Origin of the sequence: Paraburkholderia sejongensis, assembly GCF_020880815.1 — a bacterium.
GTDB classification, from domain to species: domain Bacteria; phylum Pseudomonadota; class Gammaproteobacteria; order Burkholderiales; family Burkholderiaceae; genus Paraburkholderia; species Paraburkholderia sejongensis.
The window spans coordinates 374,749-396,127 of the sequence record NZ_JAJITD010000007.1; the positions used below are offsets into that span (position 1 = coordinate 374,749).

A 21,379-nucleotide genomic window follows, 5' to 3' on the forward strand; every position below is an offset into this window, starting at 1 on the left:
TGTATGACAGCGCTGGCGTAGACCTTCACTTCACCAACAACGGTCCATCGAATTCTTTGGTGCCCAGGGCCGGAATCGAACCGGCACGCCTTGCGGCGGGGGATTTTGAGTCCCCTGCGTCTACCAATTTCACCACCTGGGCAGATCTGCGTGAAAAGCAGAAGCCGCAGATTATGGCCGAAAAACGGGCGACGGGCAAGCCGCTTGCTTTATGCCGCGCGACCCGGCGACCCCTGCGGCTTCAGACCGTCCGCGAGAAGCGTTCGAGCGTCTGCTCGCCGAGATAGCGGTCGAACACCATCGCGATATTGCGCACCAGCATGCGCCCGGCCATCCGCACTTCGAGCTTGCGGCTGCCGAGCGAGATCAGGCCGTCGTCTTCGAATGGGCGCAGACGTTCCAGTTCCGGCGCGAACGCTTCGGCGAAACGAATCCCGTAAGCCGCCTCGAATTCATCGAAGCGCAGTTCGAGATTGCACATGATCTGCGTGATCACGTCGCGCCGCAGACGGTCGTCGGCGGACAGGCGGATGCCGCGCGCGATCGCGAGTCGGCCGGCGTCGATCGCCGCGCCGTATGCGTTCAGCTCCTTCGCGTTCTGCGCGTAGACGTCGCCGACCTTGCCGATCGACGACGCCCCGAAGCCGATCAGATCGCACTCGGCGCGCGTGCTGTAGCCCTGGAAATTACGGTGCAGCGTGCGCCGCGCCTGGGCGCGCGCGAGTTCGTCGGTGGGCAGCGCGAAGTGATCCATGCCGATGTACACATAGCCCGCGTCCGTCAGACGCTCGACCACCCGTTGCAGCAGCGCGAGCCGCTCGGTGGGCGAGGGCAGCGTGGCCGGGTCCATCTGCCGCTGCATCTTGAAGAGCTGCGGCATGTGCGCGTACCCGAACACCGACAGCCGGTCCGGCGCGAGTTCGAGCATCGTGTCCAGCGTGCGGCTGAAGCTGTCTACGCTCTGATGCGGCAGCCCGTAGATCAGATCGACGCCGATCGAATGAAAATCCACCGCGCGCGCGGCCTGCATCACCGCCGCGGTCAGTTCGAACGGCTGGATCCGGTTGATCGCCCGCTGCACGCGCGGATCGAAATCCTGCACGCCCAGGCTCAGGCGGTTGAAGCCGAGCTCGCGCAGATGCGCGATCGTTTCCGGCGACGCTTCGCGCGGATCGACTTCGATCGAATATTCGGCGTCGCAGTCGGGCAGCAGTGTGAAGTGTTCGCGGGTCGCGGCCATCAGCTCGGCCATTTCGTCGTGCGACAGGAAGGTGGGCGTGCCGCCGCCCCAATGCAGTTGCGACACCGGGCGCTGTGTGTCGAAACACGCGGCCTGCAAAGCGATTTCGCGCTTCAGGCGTTCGAGGTACGGCCGCGCATGCGCGCGATTTTTCGTCGCGACCTTGTTGCAGCCGCAGTAGAAGCACACGGTGTCGCAGAACGGAATGTGGAAGTACAGCGACAGGTCGGTCGATGCCGCGCCGGGGTCGGCGGCGGCGCGCCGGTAGTCGGCGGGATCGAACGAATCGCGGAACTGCGGGGCGGTCGGATAGGACGTATACCGCGGACCGTTCGCGCTGTAGCGGGCGAGCAGGTCGGGGCGGAACAGGCTGTCGGCGATGGACATTAGTGGGGCGTTACGGTGGGTGACTGCGGGGGGCTTCGAGCGCGAGGGCCGCGTTGTTTCGGTACTGCGGGCCGCGGGGCGCGAGGCGCGGAAGCGTTCGAGTTTAAGCGAGTGCTTCTCTCACAAATTGAGTAAAAAGGTCGCACGGAAAGGCGGTGGCACAATGCGGGTCTGGCATGCTTTGCTAGGGTTTCAGTACAGGAAGGATGACGTGGATCAAGGGTTGAACAGCGCAGTGCGCCGTGACGGGTCTGACCGCGCGGCGTTGCAACAGGGCGGCGCGCCGCGCGCGTCGCCGTTTCAGGTTGACGGCCATGCGTGCCGTCCCGATTGCGGCGCGTGCTGTATCGCGCCGTCGATCTCGAGCCCGCTGCCGGGCATGCCGAACGGCAAGCCGGCGGGCGTGCGCTGCGTGCAGCTCGGCGACGATCTGCGCTGCGCGATCTTCGGCCAGCCGGAGCGGCCGGCGTGCTGCTCGGGCCTGCAGCCGCAACTCGAAATGTGCGGCGCGAATCGCGGCGAGGCGCTCGCGTGGCTCACGCTGCTCGAGGCGCAGACGCAACCGGGCTCGCCTGTATGAACCCATTCCCCAGGAGATTTCGTATGACCCGACCCGCAGCGCCCGCCCGGCGCCGCTTTTTGCGCGCAGCGCTGAGCGGCTGCAGCGCGCTTGGCATCACGATGTCGCTCGCCGCTTGCGCGAGCCCGATCTTTCCGTTCATCCCGTCGCACTACACGTTCTCGCAGCAGCAGGTGCAGGATGCGGTGCAGCGCAAGTTCCCGTATCAGCGCACGGTGTCGCAGGTGTTCGATGTCGCGCTGAGCAACCCGGTGGTGGGGCTGTTGCCCGATGCGAACCGCGTATCGGTGAAGCTCGACGCGCGCTTCGCGAGCCCGTTCCTGCAACAGCCGGTCGATGGCGTGTTCACGCTGTCGAGCGAACTCGCGTACGACCCGGGCAGCCATTCGGTGATCCTCAAATCGCCGAACGTCGATAACGTCAGCGTGAGCGGTCAGGCGCAGGCGTACACGCAGCAGATCAACGCGGCCGCGGCGCTGCTCGCCTCGCAGCTGCTGACCAATTACCCGATCTACACGTTCAAGCCCGAGCAACTGCAATTTGCCGGCGCGCACTACGAACCCGGTACAATCACCGTCCTTACAAACGGCATACGCGTGCAGATCGTCGAAAAATGACGCGCGCGGCGGCCGCCGGGGCCGCGCATTTCTGAATCAACGTGCCGGCCCTGTTCGTTGCGACAACCTACCTACCGCGATAAGGGGCACGGATGGACTGGCTACTGGCTTGCAAAGCGCTGATTCTGGGCGTCGTTGAGGGATTGACCGAGTTCTTGCCGGTGTCGAGCACCGGCCATCTGATCGTCGTCGGCAGTCTGCTCAACTTCACCGACGAGCACGCGAAGACCTTCGACGTCGTCATCCAGCTCGGCGCGATTCTCGCCGTGTGCTGGGAATTCCGGCGCCGCATCGGCGATGTGATCGTCGGTTTGCCGAGCCGGCCCGACGCGCGTCGCTTCACGCTGAACGTGATCATCGCGACGATTCCGGCGATCGTGCTCGGCCTGCTGTTCGAAAAGAACATCAAGGCGGCGCTGTTCTCGCCGGTGCCGGTGGCGCTGGCGCTGGTGGTCGGCGGCGTCGTGATCCTGTGGGCCGAGGCGCGCCAGCGTGCACGCGGCGACGCGGCGGTGCGGGTGCGCAGCGTCGACGATCTGACGCCGCTCGATGCGTTGAAAGTCGGTCTCGCGCAGTGCTTCGCGCTGATTCCGGGGACTTCGCGTTCGGGGTCGACGATCATCGGCGGGATGCTGTTCGGCATCGAGCGCCGCGCGGCGACCGAATTCTCGTTCTTCCTCGCGATTCCGATCATCTTCGGCGCAACCGCCTACGAGCTCTACAAGGACTGGCACCTGCTTTCCACCGATGCGCTCGGCAGCTTCGCGCTCGGCTTCGCGGCGGCGTTCGTCAGCGCGTTCATCTGTATCCGCTGGCTGCTGCGCTACGTGGCGTCGCACGACTTCACGGTGTTCGCGTGGTATCGGATCGGCTTCGGCCTGCTGATTTTGCTGATCGGTTATAGCGGCGGGTTGAGCTGGGCGGATTGAGTTTTTTAGAGCGTTCAGAGCGGCCGTGACTGGCCGCCAGTTTCTTACCTCACGGTTGTATGAACGAAATGCAAAAAAGTCCGCAATTGCGGACCTTTTTTATTGGGCAGGCCCCGGCAGCTGCGGGGCGATGCGCGGGTGGCTTTTACGCGGTCGCCGCGCGCTTGCGGAACACCAGATCCCACACGCCATGACCGAGCCGCAGCCCGCGGCGCTCGAACTTCGTCACCGGACGATAGTCGGGGCGCGGCGCGTAGCCGTCGGCGGTGTTTTCCAGCAACGGATCGGCGCCGAGTACTTCGAGCATCTGCTCGGCGTAGTTCTGCCAGTCGGTCGCGCAATGCAGATATGCGCCGGGTTTCAGACGCGACACCAGCAGCGCGACGAACTTCGGCTGGATCAGCCGGCGCTTGTGATGACGCGCCTTGTGCCACGGGTCCGGGAAGAAGATGTGCACGCCGTCGAGGCTGTCGGGCGCGATCATCTGTTCGAGCACTTCGACCGCGTCGTGCTGAATGATGCGGATGTTCGTCAGCGACTGCTCGCCCATCAGCTTGAGCAGCGCGCCGACACCCGGCTCGTGAACTTCGACGCCGAGGAAGTCGTCGCCCGCACGCTGTGCGGCGATCTCCGCGGTGGTCGCGCCCATCCCGAAGCCGATCTCCAGCACGCGCGGCGCGGCGCGGCCGAACACGTTGTCCCAGTCCGGCTGCTGCGGCGCGTAGGGCACCACGAAGCGCGGGCCGAGGTCGTCGAGCGCGCGCCGCTGGCCGGTCGATACGCGACCGGCGCGCGTCACGAAGCTGCGGATGCGGCGATGATGCAGCGGGTCGACCGGGGTCGCGCCGGAGTTCGCGTTGCCATGGTCCGCAGCGTCGCTGACGGGCTGGTCCGCGCTATCGTTCGCGGGCGTCGGGAGGTCGTCCGGCAGGCCGGAGTCGTTGGGATCGTGGATCATTGGTCGATGCTGCTGCAAGGATGAGGGCTGCGGGGCTGGCGTGGCGGGCCGCGCGCGCAATGCCGGGTTGGCCGGGCGCATCGCCCGCTGCTGGTCGCGCGATGCCGGGCCTTACCGCTACAAAGAAGCCCGCTACAAAAAAGCCGCCTTCGGGGAGGCGGCTCTTGCTGGGTTCCGCTGACCGCTCAAGTGCGGAAAGTGGAGCGGGCGATGGGAATCGAACGCTCACAACGAATCACCCGCAAGTGCTTGATTAAACTACAACAATGAGCGGGCGAACCCCGCTCTCGTAACAGACTTCTGTGGAGGCGGATTGTATCGCGCCAACCCCTCTCTGACAACTTTGCGCGTGGCGCGGCAGGCGCGGTAAAGTAGTCCCAGAGCAGGGGCTCTACGCGCAATATCCCAGACCGCCCGCGGTCAAGTCCGTGTTACATCATGACGGCGGGCGCAACGATCCAGTGTCGTTCTTTCTTGAATCCGATAAAAAACATGAAGATAAGCGAGCGGTTTCAGTTGGGGAAAAGCCAGATAGAACTAGACTTTGTAGACATCGATCCTGACCGGGACACTCCGCTCTATTTGTCCCCACACGCATTCGGCTATAGATCGGATGCGTTTTCCGTCGAGGCACATAGGACCGTTGAGTCTTTTTTTCGGTTCTTCCTCGACTTGGTGCGCGCTGGGGAAATGGATCAAGCTAGAGCGCTATTCGAGTATTTGCACGAACCCAACGAAACTTGTCTCGGGATTTCGAGCGGCAATCCAAATGGTCGTGGAGTGGGGAGCCATCAGGCACAGCAAATCTTTGACAGTATCGTCCAGAGTCGTGCTGTCCAGACGGGTGTAGTCGAACATTTAGAAGATTGCCGGATATTCATTCATGGCATCGATAAAGACAAGGTTTCGGATATGACGACGAACATCATTCGGAGAAATCTTGTTAGATATACACAACAGCAATGCTTCCTGCATGGAATTGAGCTTAGACCCAACACGGCAACTGGTCCCTGTTGGGTGCGCGAAAATTCTCGATGGGAGGAATGGCACGACGACATGCTTGTAATTGATGACGCTCCAATATTGTTAGTTCCTAAGGGGGTGGTTAGTTACGCAAAAACGTTTGGATTGGGCAAATATCATCAGCACTTTGTGCTTAATTTTCTCAAGCAGGAGCAATTTCAAACAAATGGACCATTCGTCCATAGGCGGCAACTCCGTAATGGAGCGGAAAAGGTTTGGGTTTCAAAAAAGGAGCTAAAGGAAGCCGTTGCGCCTGCGGAGAAGGATTTTGTGACGGGGTTTACCGTGCGTCACAGAGGTGTCTTTACGGGATTCCGCGAATGGGCGGCAAGAACTGATAAATCTCTTAGCGACGACGAGATCCAACCTGGATTGGACTTGCCGACAGCTCTCGCGTTTCTGCGACAGCAGTTGCCCGCCATTCCCGTCGGCAGCGATGGGGCAACCGCCTATCACCGTCTCGTTACCGGGATACTTGAAGCAATTTTCTACCCCAAACTTATCAGCCCATCCATCGAAATGGAAATTCACGATGGACGGAAGAGAATAGATATTCTTTTTGACAATGCGGCCGATAACGGCATTTTTCACAGGTTGCAACAAGTTCATCGCCTCCCTTGCCAGTATATCGCTGTGGAATGCAAAAACTATGGTCGGGAAGTCGGGAATCCAGAGGTTGACCAATTGAGCGGGAGATTCTCGCCGAACAGAGGGCAAGTCGGAATGCTGTTATGTCGATCAGTCGAAGATATGGATCGACTGATCCACCGTTGCAGAGACACCTACACTGATAATCGGGGGCTAATCATTCCTCTCACTGATGAAGACCTGCTTCAATTGCTTGACGAAAAGATCGCAGACGAGACAGCACGTCCGGAGGATCAATTGTTAGGGAATCGTATCAGGGCCGTGATTGTCGGGTAAGCGAGCAAAGGCGAACTCGATATGTCGGTTCGCCGCATCATTCATCATCTCTCGATAGGCGTGCAAGGCACCCACCATTCCGTTCACGCTGAGTCGATTCGTTCTAGCAACCGGCATAGTTGTCCACGATGCCACGTGCCGCCATTCGGAGTTTTGATCCCGAGAGCGTTCAGCTCGGCCACCATGTCACGCTGAGAGAGGTTTCGCGCTCGGAACCCTGCCACCATGCCTGCCAGCTTCACTGCAAAGGCGTCGGCGGCGCGCTGTCGGGCCTCGACGTTCGGCTTGAGGTTCGCGGCTCCTGCCGTCCCGAGCTTCACGCCACGCGCCTTTGCTGCCGCCAGAGCGTCCTTTGTTCGCTTGCTGATCTGATCGCGTTCCCACTCAGCCATTACAGCGTGCATCTGGATCATGACCTTGTTCGCCTGCGGCATGTCGGCGGCTACGAAGTCGCATCCGGTTTCCAGCAACCCAGACACGAAATGCACGTTGCGGGCGAGCCGGTCGAGCTTTGCGATGATGAGCGTCGCGCCACGACGCTTGCATAGTTCAAGCGCGGCACGAAGCTGCGGGCGCTTCTCCAGAGCGTTCGCGCCCTTGCCGGTCTCCGTCTCGGTGAACTCGCCCACCAGCTCCCATTCGCCACCGTTCAGGTAACGAGCAACCGCTTCGCGCTGTGCGTCGAGACCCAAACCGGATGCGCCCTGACGCGCCGTGCTGACCCGGTAGTAAGCGACAAATTTCCCTTGTGCCATTCAATACTCCTGCAAGTGGCCTCACGACGAGACGAACGTTTAATGTGAGGCCAGTATAACCCAAAACGAACTTACACAACTCATAAGTTGAATGGGTTTTGAATGGCATGTAGAATGACTCCATCGAAAATTGAGAAGGAGCAGGACGTGGAACTTTTGAGCAGCAAGGCGGCAGCCGAATGGTTGAATGAGGCCCTGCCGGGGGAGTCGGTTGGATATTGGCAACGCTGGCTGACCAATAATCGCAGTCAAACGAGGCGTGTCCCGTATCGCATCCCATTCCAAACGGTAGTGGGCTTCAAGGCCGCTCACTATGACGTGGACGAACTTGCCCGGTTTGTCGAGTTCGAGAAGCAACGGCAACTCGGCAGCGTCACGCTCACGGGGCGCGCGGCTGAAGTCATGCGCGCGTATGGCATCGGCGAGAAGGGTGGCAGCACGACCGGCAGGAAGCTGAAGGTGTCCGGTATCCACCCGCAGGTGGACGAGGCCGGGAAGCCATATGTCCAGCTAATCACCGATGACCCTCTGATGGTCTACCGGATCGAAGTGGCGGAAGCAGTGGCCGTCTTGGAAGAATTGTCGGCAGCCGTTGACGCCTGCAAACGAGCTACGGCATAAGGGGCAAGCATGAAGGTCAAGGAAACCATCTATCCGGCGGGCGAAACCGCCTTGATCCTGCGCGACTTCCTCGGTGCGATGCGGTCGTGGGATGACGCACTCGCCGATATGCGCAAGGGCAAAACCGATGTGTGCGGTCATGTGCTGACGCCTGCCGTCCGATACCACGACGGGCGTGCATGGCGTCCAATGTATGCCCTCAGTGCGATCAAGGCGTTTATCAGGAACGTCCACGCCTCCACAACGCTCGCGGTCGCGAAGCAAGCGCCGCAAGGCATCGTCATGGAATTTGATACCGCCGTCCACTGGCGACACCAGAAAATCTCGAAAGGTCCGGCTCTGGTCGCGCGCACGTAGCATCATGGGCGATCTTCGACACTTCCGGCGAAAGGCTTGCGTGGACTGGCTGGACGTGAGGCTCCGCACCGCACGTCCAACCCAGTTCCAGCACGTCCAATCCGCGCTCGACACAGCGGGTGCCGGAAAGCTCCACGTCACGCCTATCGAGCCCGGACCCGGTGGCGTGGCGGATACGTTCGTGGTGCGCGTTACCGACCATCTGGCGAACGACTATGCGGCATTGAGCAAGGCGCTCGCGGAGTTCGTCGCACGGTATCCGCTCGCCCACGCACCGGAAATCGCAGCGATTGAGGTCGCGTGCGACTTCCTGCATACAGGAGAGGTGGAGCGAGAGGCAGCGACCCGCGCTATGACCTATCGCCTGCAATCGAGCTTGCTGACGGACGGAGATAGCCCCCGCCAGTTCGATCCTGCGCGACGAAAGAACCGTTTCATGGATGCGCATGGCGAGCGACTAGACCCGCTCCTGAATTATCGCGAAGGCAACAAGTGGGATTACGTGTCATGGCACGTCTACTGGAAGCGCACTGATTGCGGCCAACCGCTTCCGCCGACTGATTGGCGCGCACGCGTCGAGGTGACATTGAACGGTCACGCACTCCAAGATGTGGGCTTAGTCAAGCTGGCGGACCTTGATGGATACAAGTTCACGACCCTTGCGCGCTTCTTCCGATTCCGCACTCCGATTGCCCCTGAGACGCAAGCAAAGGGCGACCGGTTCAAGCTCGCTGCGATCACGATCAACAGGCGCTTGAACGACGCAACACCAGCACGCGGCTTGCACAGCTTCCGGTCCATCGGACAGCGCGATAGGTGGCGGAAACTGCGGCGCGAGAGCAGCCATCTGCAAGCGGACAACGAACTTCAGGATGCAATCAAGGATGCTTTGCGACGCCTGAACATCTGACCGGCCTTGCGCAAAAAATCGGGACAACCGATGCCGGTCTAAGTCCGTCAAACCCTTGTCGGGCCTAAAGGTCGTCTTGCGGGCCTAATAACTGTCTATACACATGTCACCCATATACGCACGCTCTCTCGTCCTCTCCCTTCATTCACGGGAACATGAGAAGGGGTGAAGCAAAGCGACACCCGGCCCCGAGAGGATGAAACGCAGCACTGCCGCCACGCAACAAAAACGGGCGTGCGCATCCGGTAACAAACCCTTAGGAATTGAAGCCGGTCTCGAAGGGATACCGTGTTTCAACTGGCGGCGTTTTTTGACGAAACCTTATAGAGAGCCCCGGAGAGCACCGACAGGAAGCACCCGGACCCGGACGCTCCCGAAAAGCCTGCGCGGCTCTATGCGCGCTTACATCTGGCTCCGATGCGTAACGCGCACCATCTTGCCATCCTTATCGAACAGCACTGCGACGTGCGCCGAAGAAGCGCCGACCACAGAACCCTGCGTATAAATCCATTGCAGCAACGTGCCGCCATTCACGACCGCTGACGACGATGCGGGTTTGCCGAGCGCGGTTTCTGCATCTTGTATCGTGGTCACACCCGGACGCATGGAGTCCACCGCGCTCGGATCGAACTTATTACCGACCGTCATGCAGGCGGTCAGAGCCAATGAAGCAAGGGACAGCACGGCGATTCTTTTGAGATTCATTTTTGTTTCCCCGATTTGTGCCGCGATTGCGGCGAATGCTATGTGTTTAACGCTGCTCGCGTCGGCTGGCCGCCACCTTCTGGCGCTCTGCGCATTTGATTGCGACCAGAGCATCACCAATCCTGAATGGCGCTACGCCAGCGAGTGCCGGGAAGTGCAACCGGGCGAAAATCTCTGCCAGCTCGTCGGCGCTGCGGTCCTTCGTGTAGCGGATACCGGCCTGCGTGGTGCCGCGCTCATGCCCTGCCAGCTGAGCGAGAATGCGCTCCGGCAGTTCGAGCCGATCAAGCGCTGTAACGAACGTATGCCGGAACGAGTGGAACGTCTTCCTCCCGTTGCGCTCGATGCCAAGCCTGTTGCCTAGAAAGCGCTCGTTGAACCACGATCCAGCGGGCTTGCCGTAGCCCTTCACCGGGTCACGCTTCAGCTCTGGGAACAGGCGGGTATGCCCCGCCCGCCTTAGCCGCTCGACATACTCGGGCAAGCCGAGGCGCACCAGCTCTGCATGTATCGGCACGACTCGTACGGCGTTGACCGTCTTCAGCGACTTGTCGGGCACGTCCTCTACCTTGTCTCCGTCGAGGTTGAAATCCAGATACCACACCCCGGCCTCAGACTGCCGTATGTCGTCTAGGTAGAGCTGCGACAGCTCATTGATACGGCCACCGGTCAACAGGCCCAGCAGCGGCAACCAGTAGTAGTGCGGTCGCCAGTGCGTGAAGCCGTTCCTTCTAATGGCCCCCGCACCACGCGCGAACCAGTCCTGCGAAAAGATGCGCTCCAGCTCGTCAGGCTCGAACGTCTGGCGGTCGTCCTGCGGACGTGAACCCGCACCAGCGCTGCGCCCACGCTTGTAGCCCGATGCCGGATTGAAGTGCATTAAGCCCGCCTTGACGCCGTAGCCGAGAATCTGGCTAACGTTCCCGACGTGCCGTTTCACCGTATCCTCATTCTTGCGTTTCCGCCCGTCGCGCTTGGCGAGTTCTATCAGCTCGTGGAGGGTTTTGGTCTCGCCGGTCGTGCGGAAATAGTTGCGCCGTGCGTCGTGGATGTCTGTCGGCAGTAGGGCGAGCAGCCGCGCGAACTCCAGCACGGTCTCTTTCTCGATGTCGCCTAGCGCCGGATCGCCCATCAAATCCTTGAATAGACCGGCTTCGGTTGTCATGCGGCGGGTCTGTCCTTCGCTCCAGCTCCGGTCTTGCTTGTAAAGCTCGAACAGGTCTGAAAAGCGCTTGGAGCCCTGCCGCGCCGTGATTGCATCGTGGATGATGGGCGTCGCCATGCTCGGCGTCACAGTGGGGCTTGCTGGCGGCGCGGGCGGTATCGTCGTGGCAGTCGGCACGACAGGGCTTGCTGGCGGCACGGACAAGGCAAGGCGGGCACGAACCTGCGCGACGGCGGTTTTGGTCGTGACGCACTCGGACAGCGACACCTCCAGCTCGTCATCCAGAATGACGGCGGCGCGCGCACCGTGCCGCAAAACGGACTCGGCGGACTTAGCACCGACGACGAACCGGCCAAGCGTGGCGCGCGTATCGAGGAACCGCACCATACCGGAATGGGTCGTCTCGACGCCTTTGCTCTCAACGTCATTCAGGACGAGGCCGCCGTCATAGTCGCGCTCGATGTCGTTCAAGTCAGGAACCGCCCAACCGCGTAGACCTTGAACGTGCGTATAGACCTGCGCCCGGTCATTGAGCAGTTCGCCAGCGAGTGCGCCGGGTGAGATGCCGATAGCGTCCGCCGCCGCCGTGATCGAAATCATGCCGTCGCCAGCAATCAGCGGGCTTTCGTTCCTCAGTTTTTCCGCGTCCATCGCCTGAAAGTGTTTGCGCCAGTGAAGCTGGATTCTAAGCGCCTCAGTCTTCGCAACCGGCAGACTTCGGACGCCGGTAGACGTGTGTATCTCCGTCCTACCGACGAACGCGCGCAACCGCTTAGGGACGACGAGACGCACTGCGTAGATGCCGCTAGGACGGCGATACAGGCAGGAGATACCCTGCATGACGGACCACCACTGTAGTAGTCTCGCGGAGTATTCGTGCTGTCAGGACCGTAACCGGAACAAAATCAACCGGTTAGGTTCGAGGTGGAGCGGGCGATGGGAATCGAACCCACGGCTCTAGCTTGGGAAGCTAGGGTATTACCATTATACGACGCCCGCAGAAGGCGAGATTTTACAGGGTTTTGGGCGTCGGGGGCAATGGGCGGTCGCGGCGACCAGCAGCGCGATCCGTCCCTGCGCTTTGCGGTGAAATGCGTGTCGCTCCGATCGGGAGCCTTAGTGAGTGCCGCTCTGCGCGTCATGGCGGACTCGCTTTAGCTTGTGAGATTGTTGCTCCGGGTGGTCGTCCTGCTGTAGTGCAATGGAATTCTGCGACTCGGGCGATGACGCAGTATTCGCCGGAGTGTTTGAGATTTCCGCTTTCCAGCCGGTTACAAAAGCACTGATCTGGGCAGGAGTGGTTTGCGTCAATTGCAATAAGCCTAGTATTCCAATCAGCGAGCCAAATATTGTGAGGCGTCGTTGCAACTTTGTCTCGAAAGCGGATTCCGCAGCCGTTCTCTCTATCCGAATGATTTCGGCGATTCTTCCCAGTTGATCGACAAGCTCGTGGCGAAGCGATTTGAGCAGCAACCGCTCGTAGATCGTTTCATAAAGTGGCCCAACTTCCGTAGTGGTGACACGTGCGGGCGCATCGAAGTAATAGCTGGCAATGAAGCGAGAGATTTCCGAATGCATTGCTTCAATGCGCTTCACCTTCAAATCGTCGCGGCAGCATTCGGCAAGTTCGTGGATAGCATCTTCCAGCATACGGTGATAAGCGCGCCCTAGCATGTATGCCACTAAGGCTCGTTCTACCCGGTCGCTGTTGGACCCTGTCGCGAGTATCGCCATGCCTCTTGCATCGACGGCCGCTTGTACCCCAGCTACATCCGAATAGCCTTCTCGGGTCAAGGTGGCTGACTCCCGAAAGAACATCGAGATGTCGTTGATCATGGATGCCGAGTTGCTGGTGGACCAGACAAACCGACCTATTTCCTCGATCGGTGTATCTTGCTGCGCGAATTTGCGTGCGCATACCCATGCATATTTTTTGGCTCCGTCGCTCAAGGTGTCAACTGGACAAAAACAGAACACGGTCGAGCGATTAGAGCCGGAGAAAAAGCGAATTGCGAATGGTTCGTTCAAACCGTCATGGGCGCTCGTCATGGTTGAACTATGAACCGCCCCAAGAAAATAAGCTCCTTGCAGAGGGATAGTTATCTGGAGTGAGTTTATCGGCTGTTCGATGCGATAGATGATTCCTTGCACTTCATTCTCCTGAGCGGGGGCGTTTATTTATCGACTGTTTACGGCATCCTTTTAAAAACCTGTATGTGTGCCAGTGGGTTATACGTTCTGGCCTTCAGAATCCACTGCCGCCGGCCGTAATCCCGGACTGGCGTCCCGCTCCACAAGCTGTCAAGAAAAACAAGCCAACGCCGCGGCGCCCCCATCCCGTTGAGAGACTTCCAAAAATGCAGTGGTTTTCCAATCTGAAGCTCAGTCACAAGCTGGTCGGCGCATTGATGCTGTGCGCGTTCGTGACGGCTATCGTCGGCATCGTCGGCGTGCTCAAGGTGCGCGAAGTCGCGACGATGCAGACCGAAATGTACGAGCGCGAATTCGTGCCGGTGCGTAACGACGGCACCGCCGCGTGGCAGGCCGCCTCGCACTTCCGGCGCCTCTATTCGTACATCCTGAATCCGGACGTGGCTGGCCGCGCCGATACTGTGCGCCTCAATCACGGTGGCGAGACGGCGATCCTGTCGGCGTTCGACTACGAGCGCAAGCACGCGAGCACCGACGCGCAGAAGCAGTTGCTCGGCGACTTCGACGCCGCGTGGCCCGCCTATATGAGTTCGGTCGCGAAAGTGATGGCGCTCGCGGACCAAGGCGATCAGCCCGGCGCGCTCGCCGAACTGAAATCGACGACCGATCCGCTGCACGTGAAACTGCGCACGCTGCTGATCAAGCTGTCGGACGTGCGCGACGAGCTCGCGCAGCGGCGGGTCGAACACGGTGTCGACGCGGTGCGCTCAGTCACGTGGTGGATAGCGAGTTGCGCGCTTGCCGGCGTCGCCATCGCGCTCGGTCTGGGCCTGCTGGTGACGCGTGCGGTCGTGCGGCAGATCGGCGGAGAGCCGGTCGACGTCGCGCAGGTGGTCGAGCGGATCGCCGGCGGCGATCTGAGTCAGCGTCTGGACAGCGGCCGCACCGGTCAGCGCAGCATCCTTGGCGCGATCGCCGACATGCAGCAACGTCTCGCAACCACGATCGGCTCGATCCGCGAAAGCGCCGAGTCGGTCAGCGTCGCGTCGCAGCAGATCGCGAGCGGCAACATCGATCTGTCCGCGCGCACCGAAGAACAGGCCGCGTCGCTCGAACAGACCGCAGCGAGCATGTCGGAGCTGACGCAGACCGTCAGCCGCAATAGCGACAACGCGCACAACGCCAGCGCGCTTGCCATCCAGGCCGCGCAGGTTGCGAACACCGGCAATAAGGCGGTCGAGGGGATGGTGCGCACGATCGGCGAGATCAGCGGCAGCTCGACGAAGATTTCCGAGATCACCGGCGTAATCGAGGGCATCGCGTTCCAGACCAACATCCTCGCGTTGAACGCCGCGGTCGAAGCGGCGCGTGCTGGCGAGCAAGGGCGTGGCTTCGCGGTGGTCGCGAGCGAAGTGCGCAATCTCGCACAACGCTCGGCCAGTGCGGCCAAGGAAATCAAGGAAATGATCACGACTTCGGCGGCGATCATCGAGGGCGGCACGCAGCAGGCCGCCGAAGTTAGTGCGACGATGGCCGACATCAAGGACGCGATTCATCGGGTGTCGGACATCGTCGGCGAAATCGCGACGGCCTCCGAGGAGCAGAACCGCAGCATCCATCAGGTCGGCCAGGCGGTCACGCAGATGGACGAGACCACCCAGCAGAACGCGGCGCTCGTCGAACAGGCCGCGGCGGCTGCGCAATCGCTCGATGCGCAGGCGCGCAAGATGAAGCAGACGGTGGCGGTGTTCCGGACCGGGGAGAGCCGGGGTTTCGCGGCGGAGCTGGCGCCGAAGGCGGCGCCGCTGGTGCCGGCGCGGGCCGCGAAGCCCGCGGTAACGCAGCCTGTGGCGCAGAAGCCCTCGGTGGCGGCGCCGAGGCCTGCGATGGCGACGGCGGACGACGACTGGGATACGTTCTGAGCTGCGCTAAATCCGCGTTGAGGCGAGGCTGTGGCGCCGCCGAGGCGAGTGGCACGCAGCTTTCGCCACGCGCCGCCCCGCTTCAACACACACTCAGATCACGAAGTAAGTCAGCTGCACCGCCGCGCGCGTGACCACCATCTGCAGCACCTGCACGATCACGAACAGCAGGATCGGCGAAAGGTCGATTCCGCCGAGCTGCGGCAGCACGCGGCGCAGCGGATTCAGAAACGGCGCGGTCAGCTGATAGAGGATCGGCATCGCCGGCGAGCGCGGGTTGAGCCACGACAGCAGCGCCATCAGGATCGTCATCCAGATGATCAGGTTCAGCGCCCACTTGATCGCGGTCAGCACCGCGACGATCAGCAGCGTCGGCGCCAGCGCCAGCGGATCGGCGCCCGTCAGCACGACCATCAGCACCACGTAGACGATCGCGGCGATCAGCGTCGCGACCACGCTCGCCCAGTCGATCCTGCGCGTGCTCGGCAGGATGTGGCGCAGCGGCAGCACGATCCAGTTGGTCGCCTGCATCACGGCATTCGACACCGGGTTGTACGGCGGCAGACGCACGACTTGCAGCCACGCGCGCAGCAGCAGCGCCGCGCCGAACAGCGTGAAAACGGTATTGAGTAGAAAACGGGCGATATCGCCAAACATCTCGTGTCCTTATGCTTCTGAGCGCGGCCCCGGTTGACTGCGGCCGGCCGGAGTCGCCCGCGTGGGCGCGCCGGTGCTCGGTTGATTGGCAGACGTGTTGCTCGCGCAACGGCGTCTTGACTGTTGTCGGTCTCAGGCGGCCGCGCGGGGTACAGGCGGTGAGTCGCGCGGAACTTGCGTTGGAAAGATTCGACCGGCTCGGCCCGCCGGCGGCTCGACGTCATTGCGCTCCGCCGCCCTCCGGCTGTCTGTCCGGCATCACACGGAAACCCGGACCTCGCTGATCAGGATCTGGCCGTTGCCGCCGTCGGTGTAATTCGGAATGTCCGCCAGCAACTCGTCCGACGCGGGCTTGAACACTTTATAGAAGTCGTCCGCGCTGTCGAACAGGAAGTGACCGGCGGCCACGTACGGTGGCGGCGTGCCGGGCGGCCCCGCGTTGAGCCCCGCGTCGACCGACCAGCCTTTCAGCGCCGGCCCGAACAACTTCGCCGCGAGCGGCAGGTGGGTCGCGCAGTAGTAGTCCATGTCGAAGCGGCCGTTTTCCCGGTACGGATAGAGGATGCTGACCTTGATCATTGTGCGTTCTCGTCTGTTGGTCCCGAAGCGCGGCGCGGGCCGACGCGGCGTGGCAGGCTGTTGGCCGGTTGGCGTGCAACTGTCGGCGGATCGCGCCGGTCGTCACATTATCACGGCTTACTTGACGCTTGCACCTGCTGCCGCCTGATTGAGCGAGCGGCCCAGCGATTCTTCCACTGACGCCGAGATGGCATCGAGCGTCGCGGGCGGGATCGCGCGCCGCTGCGCGAGCTCGACCGCGCGGCGCGTCAGCAGTCCGTAGAGCGCGGCATGGTCGCCGCCGAGCCCTTCGAGCAGCGCCAGCTGCTTTCGCACGACGCCGGTGTCGCCGCGCGACACCGGGCCGGCGAGCGCGTTCGGCAGCCCTTTGTCGCGGGCGGTTTCGATCGTGCCGGCGAGCATCGGCAGCAGCGCGCGCAGCGCGTCGTCTTCGGCGAAGCCGAGCGTGCGCCACAGCGCGACGCATTCGGCGAGGCTGCACAGCGCGAAACTCGCCGCATAGTGCGCAGCGCCGTGATAGAGCATCCGGCTGCCGGGTGGGATCGATAGCGGATGGCAGCGCAGCGCGACTGCCAGCGCGGTCAGCGTGTCCTTCAGCGCGCCGTCGGCTTCGATCGTCACCGAGCAGCCGGCGATCCGCTCGAGGTCGGCTGGCTCGCCGCCAAACAGATAGAGCGGATGAAAGCCGCCGATCGCCGCACCCTGCGCGCGGGCCGGCGCCAGCAGCTCGACCGGCGACGCGCCGCTGCAATGCACGAGCGCCTTGCCGCTCGCGAGTCCGGGGCCGAATCGGAGTGTGTGCGCTGTCGTACCGATGTGGTCGTCGGGAACGGCTAAAAAAACGATATCGGCGGCAGTGATGACCTGTTGGGGATCGTCGCACGCGACGCACTGCTCGAGCTGGGCGGCGAGCCGGCGCGCGGACTCGGTCGAGCGGCTGGCAATCGCGGTCACCGGATAGCCGGCGCGCGCGAAGCCCAGCGCGAGACAGCGCGCGAGCCGTCCCGCGCCGATGAAGCCGACGCGCGGCAGGGAAGACTGGGACATGGTCGGCGGCTCCGGGACGGATCGGTTGAACGGGACAAACGAAGTATCGCGCATCCGGCGCCGTCCATGCGCGCGGCCGGCGCTGGCGATTTTCCACGCCGTATCGGCGCTCGTGTGAACACCTGTCGTCCGATCAGTTCGCCGGCGATATGGCGGCCACAGCCGGTCATCGGGCCGTGCGATGCCCGTGGGCCTGAAAACTGCTCAGAATCGTGAGTGGAATGAAGCAATGATCTGGAAGAAGTTGCGGTTGCGTACTTTTGCGGTTCCTGTCTATGTACAGCAGTCAGAGATTCGGGAGGGTAGCGATGAGTATTTTTTCTTACCGAAAACATTTGCGGTTCCTGACGCCGGCCCAGCGCCGTCGCTGGTGGGATCAGAAAAAGCGGCTGACGCCGCGCGTGAGGATCAGCGGCGCCTATGTCCCGCCGAGCGTGTCGCGCGAATTTGCGTATGTGAAGGTCGGCTAGGCCCGCGCTCGTCACAGGTGAGAAAATGCCCGGCATGCGGTTTTGGCCGGGCATTTTTCGTAGGGAACTGGATGCCCCTGTCAGTTTTGAAGCGAATTTGTAATCAAACATTACCGAGTCGCGAAGTCCTGCCCATCAGCGCGTGCCGGTGCTTCCGGCGCGCCGCGTCAGCCCCGTCCAAATCCTTGATTCCCGGTCCGTTTCGGGCTTGCCGCGAGCGCGTCGGCGAGACCCCGTGCGGTTCGCGGCCGCACGTCGACTGTCGCTGATTGCAATTTGCAACAAATGCGAACAGTTCGGCGGCGGCTTTTTCGTTAAATTGATTCAACAGCATGCGAGGCATGCGCAGTCGGCGACCTTGGCAGGCCGCGCTAGGAGAATAGAAGTGAAAAAGATCGTTCCGTTTGTCGTAGCAGTCGGGCTCGGCCTCGGACTTGCCGGGGCCGCTCAGGCGCATGTTTCCGTCGGTATCGGGCTCGGGGTGCCTGTTGCGCCGGCCTATCCGGTGTACGCGGCGCCGCCGCCGGTGTACGCGCCGCCCCCGCCGCCGGTCTATGTGCCCCCTCCGGTCGTCGTGGCGCCGGCTTATTACGGCTATGGCCGTCCGTACTATCCACATGGCTACTATCGCGGCTATTACGGGCATGGCTACTACGGCCACGGCTATTACCGCCGCTAAGCGCGGGCGCGCTTGACGCGCAACGAAAAACGGCTCGCATCTGCGAGCCGTTTGCATGTGGGCGATCAGTGCGTGTCAGCTACTAACATGCGCGGTGCTCTGCACGATCAGATCGTGATACCCATTGACGATCACGCTGTACGAGAAATACGCGAACAGCAGAGCGGACAGCACGTGACACGCGCGCAACAGCCCGGTACCGGCGCGCTTGCGGCCGTGGCTGCCAAGTCCGCAGATGAACAGCGTCCAGCACAGTCCACCGAGGAAAAAGCCGCCGAGAAAGATCAGCGCGGTCTTTGGACTCGTCGCGCCGGCTTTCGCGATCAGCGCGCCGCCGACCGCCGCGAACCACAGAATCGCCGTCGGCGACGAGACCGCGAGCAGCACGCCGCGCAGAAAGCCGCGCCATGCGGAAGGTTGCGCCACAACGGTGGTGCCGTCGCCGTCGCCGGCGACCGCGGGCGCCATGGCCGGGAACATCGCCTCGCGCGCCATCTTCCAGGTGAGAAACAGCAGGATCGCCGCGCCGCCGATCCACACGACCCAGCGCACCGAGTCGAACTGCAGCAGCGCGGCCATCCCGGCGAGCGCAAGCGCTGCGTAGAGCAGGTCGCCGAAGCATGAGCCGAGGCCGAGCCAGAAGCCCGGTCGGAAGCCGTGCGACAGCGTCATCGAAATGATCGCGACGTTGACGAGACCGATGTCGAGACACAGCGACAGGGACAGAAAAAATCCGTCCGACATCATTGAGAAGGCGTGCATCTGGCGTACTGCTCCAAACTTGTTGTTATCGGTTGTTGGGTGACAGGGGCTCAGGGCTTGCCGAGGCCCAACTGATCCCACAGGCTATCGATGCGCTGCTTCACGGCGTCGTCCATCACGATCGGGCGGCCCCATTCGCGGTCGGTTTCGCCGGGCCACTTATTGGTCGCGTCGAGCCCCATCTTCGAGCCGAGCCCGGCCACCGGCGACGCGAAGTCGAGATAATCGATCGGCGTGCGGTCGACCAGCACCGTGTCGCGCGTCGGGTCGACCCGCGTGGTGATCGCCCAGATCACTTCCTTCCAGTCGCGGATGTTGACGTCCTCGTCGACGACCACGATGAACTTCGTGTACATGAACTGCCGCAGGAAGCTCCATACGCCGAACATCACGCGTTTCGCGTGGCCGGCGTAGCTCTTCTTCATCTGCACGATCGCCATCCGGTAGCTGCAGCCTTCGGGCGGCAGATAGAAGTCGGTGATTTCGGTGAACTGCTTCTGCAGCAGCGGCACGAACACTTCGTTGAGCGCGACGCCGAGCACCGCGGGTTCGTCGGGCGGTTTGCCGGTGTAGGTCGAGTGGTAGATGGCGTCGCGCCGCATCGTGATGCGCTCGACCGTGAAGACCGGGAACCACTCCTGTTCGTTGTAGTAGCCGGTGTGGTCGCCGTAGGGGCCTTCGAGCGCGTGCTCGTAGCCCGCCGACGCCCCCTTCGACGGGCGCGGCGGCGCACCCGCCGGCGCGGGGGCGGGGGCGCCGTCCTGCGGATAGATGAAGCCCTCCAGCACGATTTCGGCGCGCGCCGGCACCTGCAGACCGTCGACGCCCGGCGTCAGGCACTTCGCGAGCTCCGTGCGGCCGCCGCGCAGCAGCCCGGCAAACTGGTACTCGGACAGCGTGTCGGGCACCGGCGTGACCGCGCCGAGCGTGGTGGCCGGATCAGCGCCGAGCACCACGGCGACCGGATACGGCTGGCCCGGATTGCGCAGCGCGAACTCGCGAAAGTCGAGCGCGCCGCCGCGATGTGCGAGCCAGCGCATGATCAGCTTGTGGCGGCCGATCAGTTGCTGTCGATAAATGCCGAGATTTTGTCGGCTCTTGTTCGGGCCTTTCGTAACGGTGAGCCCCCAGGTGATCAGCGGGCCGGCGTCGCCGGGCCAGCAGGTCTGGATCGGCAGCTTGCCGAGGTCGACGTCGTCGCCTTCCCAGACGATTTCCTGGCAGGGCGGCGCGCTGACCGTTTTCGGCGCCATGTCCCACACCGCCTTCGCGAGCGAGAACAGCTTGCCCGCATCCTTGAGCCCCTTCGGCGGCTCCGGCTCCTTCAACGCGGACAACAGCCGGCCGACGTCGCGCAGCGATTCCAGCGCGTCGTGGTCGCCCGCGCCGGCCTCGGCATCAATACCCATGCCGAGCGCGACCCGGCGCGGCGTGCCGAACAGGTTGCCGAGCACCGGGAACGCATGCCGCTCGGTGTTCTCGAACAGCAGAGCCGGACCGCCGGCTCGCAGCACGCGGTCGCACAGCTCGGTCATTTCGAGTTGCGGCGATACCGGTTGCGAGATACGGCGCAATTCACCGATCGATTCAAGGCGGCCGATGAAGTCGCGCAGGTCTTTGTATTTCATCTGTAACGGTCGGGGCCGCATGCGCGGCGCATAGGGACGAATGGCGAACGGGAAGCGACGAAAAACCCGCGATAAACGCGACGGCCGGAACGGCGCAAGAGCCCGGCTGGCGCAAAAACGGTTGTCGATTTTACCTGCGTTGGCCAGCGCACGTAGTTCGACTAAATGACCGCTCCGAAACGGCTAGGGTCAGATCGCCGAAAACGCGCATGGCGCGCGGTTTTCGGCCGACTGAACGCTGTTCATAATTACAATTAGTTATAGATATTGCATTCTATAGTGTTGACGATCTATAAAACCGTGCATAGAATCC

General features: G+C 62.3%; 21 protein-coding genes and 2 tRNA genes. 10 read left to right on the forward strand and 13 right to left on the reverse strand.

From position 1 onward, the window contains the following. Positions 1-57: 57 nt before the first annotated feature. Together LJ656_RS16650 and hemN are read right to left on the reverse strand one after the other, a co-directional pair. Positions 58-142, reverse strand: a tRNA-Leu gene (locus LJ656_RS16650). 99 nt (positions 143-241) lie between these two features. Continuing rightward, positions 242-1,627, reverse strand: coding sequence for an oxygen-independent coproporphyrinogen III oxidase (hemN, locus tag LJ656_RS16655; RefSeq protein WP_230510492.1), 1,386 nt, complete (start codon positions 1,625-1,627; stop codon positions 242-244). A 265-nt stretch (positions 1,628-1,892) separates the two neighbouring features. Between hemN and LJ656_RS16660 the strand changes: the two genes are divergently transcribed. From LJ656_RS16660 to LJ656_RS16670, 3 genes are all read left to right on the forward strand, one after another. Continuing rightward, positions 1,893-2,207 carry a YkgJ family cysteine cluster protein gene (locus tag LJ656_RS16660; protein ID WP_230510524.1) on the forward strand — a complete coding sequence of 105 codons (315 nt, stop codon included), beginning with the start codon at positions 1,893-1,895 and terminating at the stop codon, positions 2,205-2,207. 23 nt (positions 2,208-2,230) lie between these two features. Next, positions 2,231-2,824 (forward strand): DUF1439 domain-containing protein, encoded by a 594-nt coding sequence (locus tag LJ656_RS16665; protein ID WP_230510493.1) that lies wholly within the window; start codon positions 2,231-2,233, stop codon positions 2,822-2,824. A gap of 92 nt (positions 2,825-2,916) precedes the next feature. Further along, positions 2,917-3,753, forward strand: a complete 837-nt coding sequence (locus LJ656_RS16670; RefSeq protein ID WP_230510494.1) for an undecaprenyl-diphosphate phosphatase — start codon at positions 2,917-2,919, stop codon at positions 3,751-3,753. 145 nt (positions 3,754-3,898) lie between these two features. On the opposite strand, the gene trmB is transcribed toward LJ656_RS16670, so the two are convergent. Next, positions 3,899-4,711: a tRNA (guanosine(46)-N7)-methyltransferase TrmB gene (trmB, locus tag LJ656_RS16675; protein ID WP_230510495.1), complete on the reverse strand. Its 813-nt coding sequence runs from the start codon at positions 4,709-4,711 to the stop codon at positions 3,899-3,901. A 492-nt stretch (positions 4,712-5,203) separates the two neighbouring features. Between trmB and LJ656_RS16680 the strand changes: the two genes are divergently transcribed. Beyond that, positions 5,204-6,658, forward strand: a complete 1,455-nt coding sequence (locus LJ656_RS16680; protein WP_230510496.1) for a hypothetical protein — start codon at positions 5,204-5,206, stop codon at positions 6,656-6,658. 83 nt (positions 6,659-6,741) lie between these two features. Here the strand turns inward: LJ656_RS16680 and LJ656_RS16685 are convergent, their stop codons facing one another. After that, complete coding sequence (locus LJ656_RS16685) at positions 6,742-7,413, reverse strand: recombinase family protein (RefSeq protein WP_076897034.1); 672 nt, start codon at positions 7,411-7,413, stop codon at positions 6,742-6,744. A 114-nt stretch (positions 7,414-7,527) separates the two neighbouring features. On the opposite strand from LJ656_RS16685, the gene LJ656_RS16690 reads away from it, so the two are divergent. Genes LJ656_RS16690 through LJ656_RS16700 form a run of 3 tightly spaced genes read left to right on the forward strand, consistent with a single transcriptional unit; the run spans position 7,528 to position 9,301 of the window. Further along, positions 7,528-8,034: a hypothetical protein gene (locus LJ656_RS16690; protein ID WP_230510497.1), complete on the forward strand. Its 507-nt coding sequence runs from the start codon at positions 7,528-7,530 to the stop codon at positions 8,032-8,034. Positions 8,035-8,043: 9 nt separating this feature from the next. Then, complete coding sequence (locus LJ656_RS16695) at positions 8,044-8,391, forward strand: hypothetical protein (protein WP_230510498.1); 348 nt, start codon at positions 8,044-8,046, stop codon at positions 8,389-8,391. A 40-nt stretch (positions 8,392-8,431) separates the two neighbouring features. Continuing rightward, positions 8,432-9,301, forward strand: coding sequence for a hypothetical protein (locus tag LJ656_RS16700; RefSeq protein WP_230510499.1), 870 nt, complete (start codon positions 8,432-8,434; stop codon positions 9,299-9,301). A gap of 402 nt (positions 9,302-9,703) precedes the next feature. Here LJ656_RS16700 and LJ656_RS16705 read toward each other — a convergent pair whose 3' ends face one another. The 4 genes from LJ656_RS16705 to LJ656_RS16720 form a co-directional block, all read right to left on the reverse strand. Then, positions 9,704-10,006 (reverse strand): hypothetical protein, encoded by a 303-nt coding sequence (locus LJ656_RS16705; protein ID WP_230510500.1) that lies wholly within the window; start codon positions 10,004-10,006, stop codon positions 9,704-9,706. Between the two features lie 46 nt (positions 10,007-10,052). After that, positions 10,053-12,011 (reverse strand): site-specific integrase, encoded by a 1,959-nt coding sequence (locus LJ656_RS16710; RefSeq protein ID WP_230510501.1) that lies wholly within the window; start codon positions 12,009-12,011, stop codon positions 10,053-10,055. Between the two features lie 85 nt (positions 12,012-12,096). Next, positions 12,097-12,170, reverse strand: a tRNA-Gly gene (locus LJ656_RS16715). 117 nt (positions 12,171-12,287) lie between these two features. After that, positions 12,288-13,322, reverse strand: coding sequence for a hypothetical protein (locus tag LJ656_RS16720; RefSeq protein WP_230510502.1), 1,035 nt, complete (start codon positions 13,320-13,322; stop codon positions 12,288-12,290). A gap of 206 nt (positions 13,323-13,528) precedes the next feature. On the opposite strand from LJ656_RS16720, the gene LJ656_RS16725 reads away from it, so the two are divergent. Beyond that, a complete protein-coding gene (locus tag LJ656_RS16725; protein WP_230510503.1) occupies positions 13,529-15,244 on the forward strand; it encodes a methyl-accepting chemotaxis protein in 1,716 nt (571 codons plus the stop codon). Positions 15,245-15,337: 93 nt separating this feature from the next. Here the strand turns inward: LJ656_RS16725 and LJ656_RS16730 are convergent, their stop codons facing one another. The 3 genes from LJ656_RS16730 to LJ656_RS16740 all read right to left on the reverse strand — a co-directional run bounded on the left by LJ656_RS16730 (position 15,338) and on the right by LJ656_RS16740 (position 17,527). Beyond that, positions 15,338-15,901 carry a YggT family protein gene (locus tag LJ656_RS16730; RefSeq protein WP_230510504.1) on the reverse strand — a complete coding sequence of 188 codons (564 nt, stop codon included), beginning with the start codon at positions 15,899-15,901 and terminating at the stop codon, positions 15,338-15,340. 258 nt (positions 15,902-16,159) lie between these two features. Next, on the reverse strand, positions 16,160-16,480 hold the full coding sequence (locus LJ656_RS16735) for an EthD family reductase (RefSeq protein ID WP_230510505.1): 321 nt from the start codon (positions 16,478-16,480) through the stop codon (positions 16,160-16,162). A gap of 117 nt (positions 16,481-16,597) precedes the next feature. Then, positions 16,598-17,527, reverse strand: a complete 930-nt coding sequence (locus LJ656_RS16740) for a Rossmann-like and DUF2520 domain-containing protein (RefSeq protein WP_230510506.1) — start codon at positions 17,525-17,527, stop codon at positions 16,598-16,600. Positions 17,528-17,835: 308 nt separating this feature from the next. Here LJ656_RS16740 and LJ656_RS16745 point away from each other — a divergent pair, with 308 nt between their 5' ends. Both LJ656_RS16745 and LJ656_RS16750 read left to right on the forward strand, forming a co-directional pair. After that, positions 17,836-17,997 (forward strand): hypothetical protein, encoded by a 162-nt coding sequence (locus tag LJ656_RS16745; protein ID WP_199731134.1) that lies wholly within the window; start codon positions 17,836-17,838, stop codon positions 17,995-17,997. A gap of 385 nt (positions 17,998-18,382) precedes the next feature. After that, on the forward strand, positions 18,383-18,676 hold the full coding sequence (locus LJ656_RS16750; protein WP_230510507.1) for a hypothetical protein: 294 nt from the start codon (positions 18,383-18,385) through the stop codon (positions 18,674-18,676). A gap of 75 nt (positions 18,677-18,751) precedes the next feature. On the opposite strand, the gene LJ656_RS16755 is transcribed toward LJ656_RS16750, so the two are convergent. Together LJ656_RS16755 and LJ656_RS16760 are read right to left on the reverse strand one after the other, a co-directional pair. Next, entirely contained in the window at positions 18,752-19,438 is a 687-nt protein-coding gene (locus LJ656_RS16755; RefSeq protein ID WP_230510508.1) for a LysE family translocator, read from the reverse strand. A gap of 50 nt (positions 19,439-19,488) precedes the next feature. Beyond that, positions 19,489-21,066: a UbiD family decarboxylase gene (locus LJ656_RS16760; RefSeq protein WP_230510509.1), complete on the reverse strand. Its 1,578-nt coding sequence runs from the start codon at positions 21,064-21,066 to the stop codon at positions 19,489-19,491. Positions 21,067-21,379: the final 313 nt, after the last annotated feature.

What these genes read in the sequence shown, in the direction of transcription:
- hemN (WP_230510492.1), bottom strand. Translation starts at nt 1,627, where the DNA reads ATGTCCATCGCCGACAGCCTGTTCCGCCCCGACCTGCTCGCCCGCTAC.
- LJ656_RS16665 (WP_230510493.1), top strand. Translation starts at nt 2,231, where the DNA reads ATGACCCGACCCGCAGCGCCCGCCCGGCGCCGCTTTTTGCGCGCAGCG.
- LJ656_RS16670 (WP_230510494.1), top strand. Translation starts at nt 2,917, where the DNA reads ATGGACTGGCTACTGGCTTGCAAAGCGCTGATTCTGGGCGTCGTTGAG.
- trmB (WP_230510495.1), bottom strand. Translation starts at nt 4,711, where the DNA reads ATGATCCACGATCCCAACGACTCCGGCCTGCCGGACGACCTCCCGACG.
- LJ656_RS16680 (WP_230510496.1), top strand. Translation starts at nt 5,204, where the DNA reads ATGAAGATAAGCGAGCGGTTTCAGTTGGGGAAAAGCCAGATAGAACTA.
- LJ656_RS16685 (WP_076897034.1), bottom strand. Translation starts at nt 7,413, where the DNA reads ATGGCACAAGGGAAATTTGTCGCTTACTACCGGGTCAGCACGGCGCGT.
- LJ656_RS16690 (WP_230510497.1), top strand. Translation starts at nt 7,528, where the DNA reads ATGACTCCATCGAAAATTGAGAAGGAGCAGGACGTGGAACTTTTGAGC.
- LJ656_RS16695 (WP_230510498.1), top strand. Translation starts at nt 8,044, where the DNA reads ATGAAGGTCAAGGAAACCATCTATCCGGCGGGCGAAACCGCCTTGATC.
- LJ656_RS16705 (WP_230510500.1), bottom strand. Translation starts at nt 10,006, where the DNA reads ATGAATCTCAAAAGAATCGCCGTGCTGTCCCTTGCTTCATTGGCTCTG.
- LJ656_RS16710 (WP_230510501.1), bottom strand. Translation starts at nt 12,011, where the DNA reads ATGCAGGGTATCTCCTGCCTGTATCGCCGTCCTAGCGGCATCTACGCA.
- LJ656_RS16725 (WP_230510503.1), top strand. Translation starts at nt 13,529, where the DNA reads ATGCAGTGGTTTTCCAATCTGAAGCTCAGTCACAAGCTGGTCGGCGCA.
- LJ656_RS16730 (WP_230510504.1), bottom strand. Translation starts at nt 15,901, where the DNA reads ATGTTTGGCGATATCGCCCGTTTTCTACTCAATACCGTTTTCACGCTG.
- LJ656_RS16735 (WP_230510505.1), bottom strand. Translation starts at nt 16,480, where the DNA reads ATGATCAAGGTCAGCATCCTCTATCCGTACCGGGAAAACGGCCGCTTC.
- LJ656_RS16740 (WP_230510506.1), bottom strand. Translation starts at nt 17,527, where the DNA reads ATGTCCCAGTCTTCCCTGCCGCGCGTCGGCTTCATCGGCGCGGGACGG.
- LJ656_RS16745 (WP_199731134.1), top strand. Translation starts at nt 17,836, where the DNA reads ATGAGTATTTTTTCTTACCGAAAACATTTGCGGTTCCTGACGCCGGCC.
- LJ656_RS16755 (WP_230510508.1), bottom strand. Translation starts at nt 19,438, where the DNA reads ATGCACGCCTTCTCAATGATGTCGGACGGATTTTTTCTGTCCCTGTCG.
- LJ656_RS16760 (WP_230510509.1), bottom strand. Translation starts at nt 21,066, where the DNA reads ATGAAATACAAAGACCTGCGCGACTTCATCGGCCGCCTTGAATCGATC.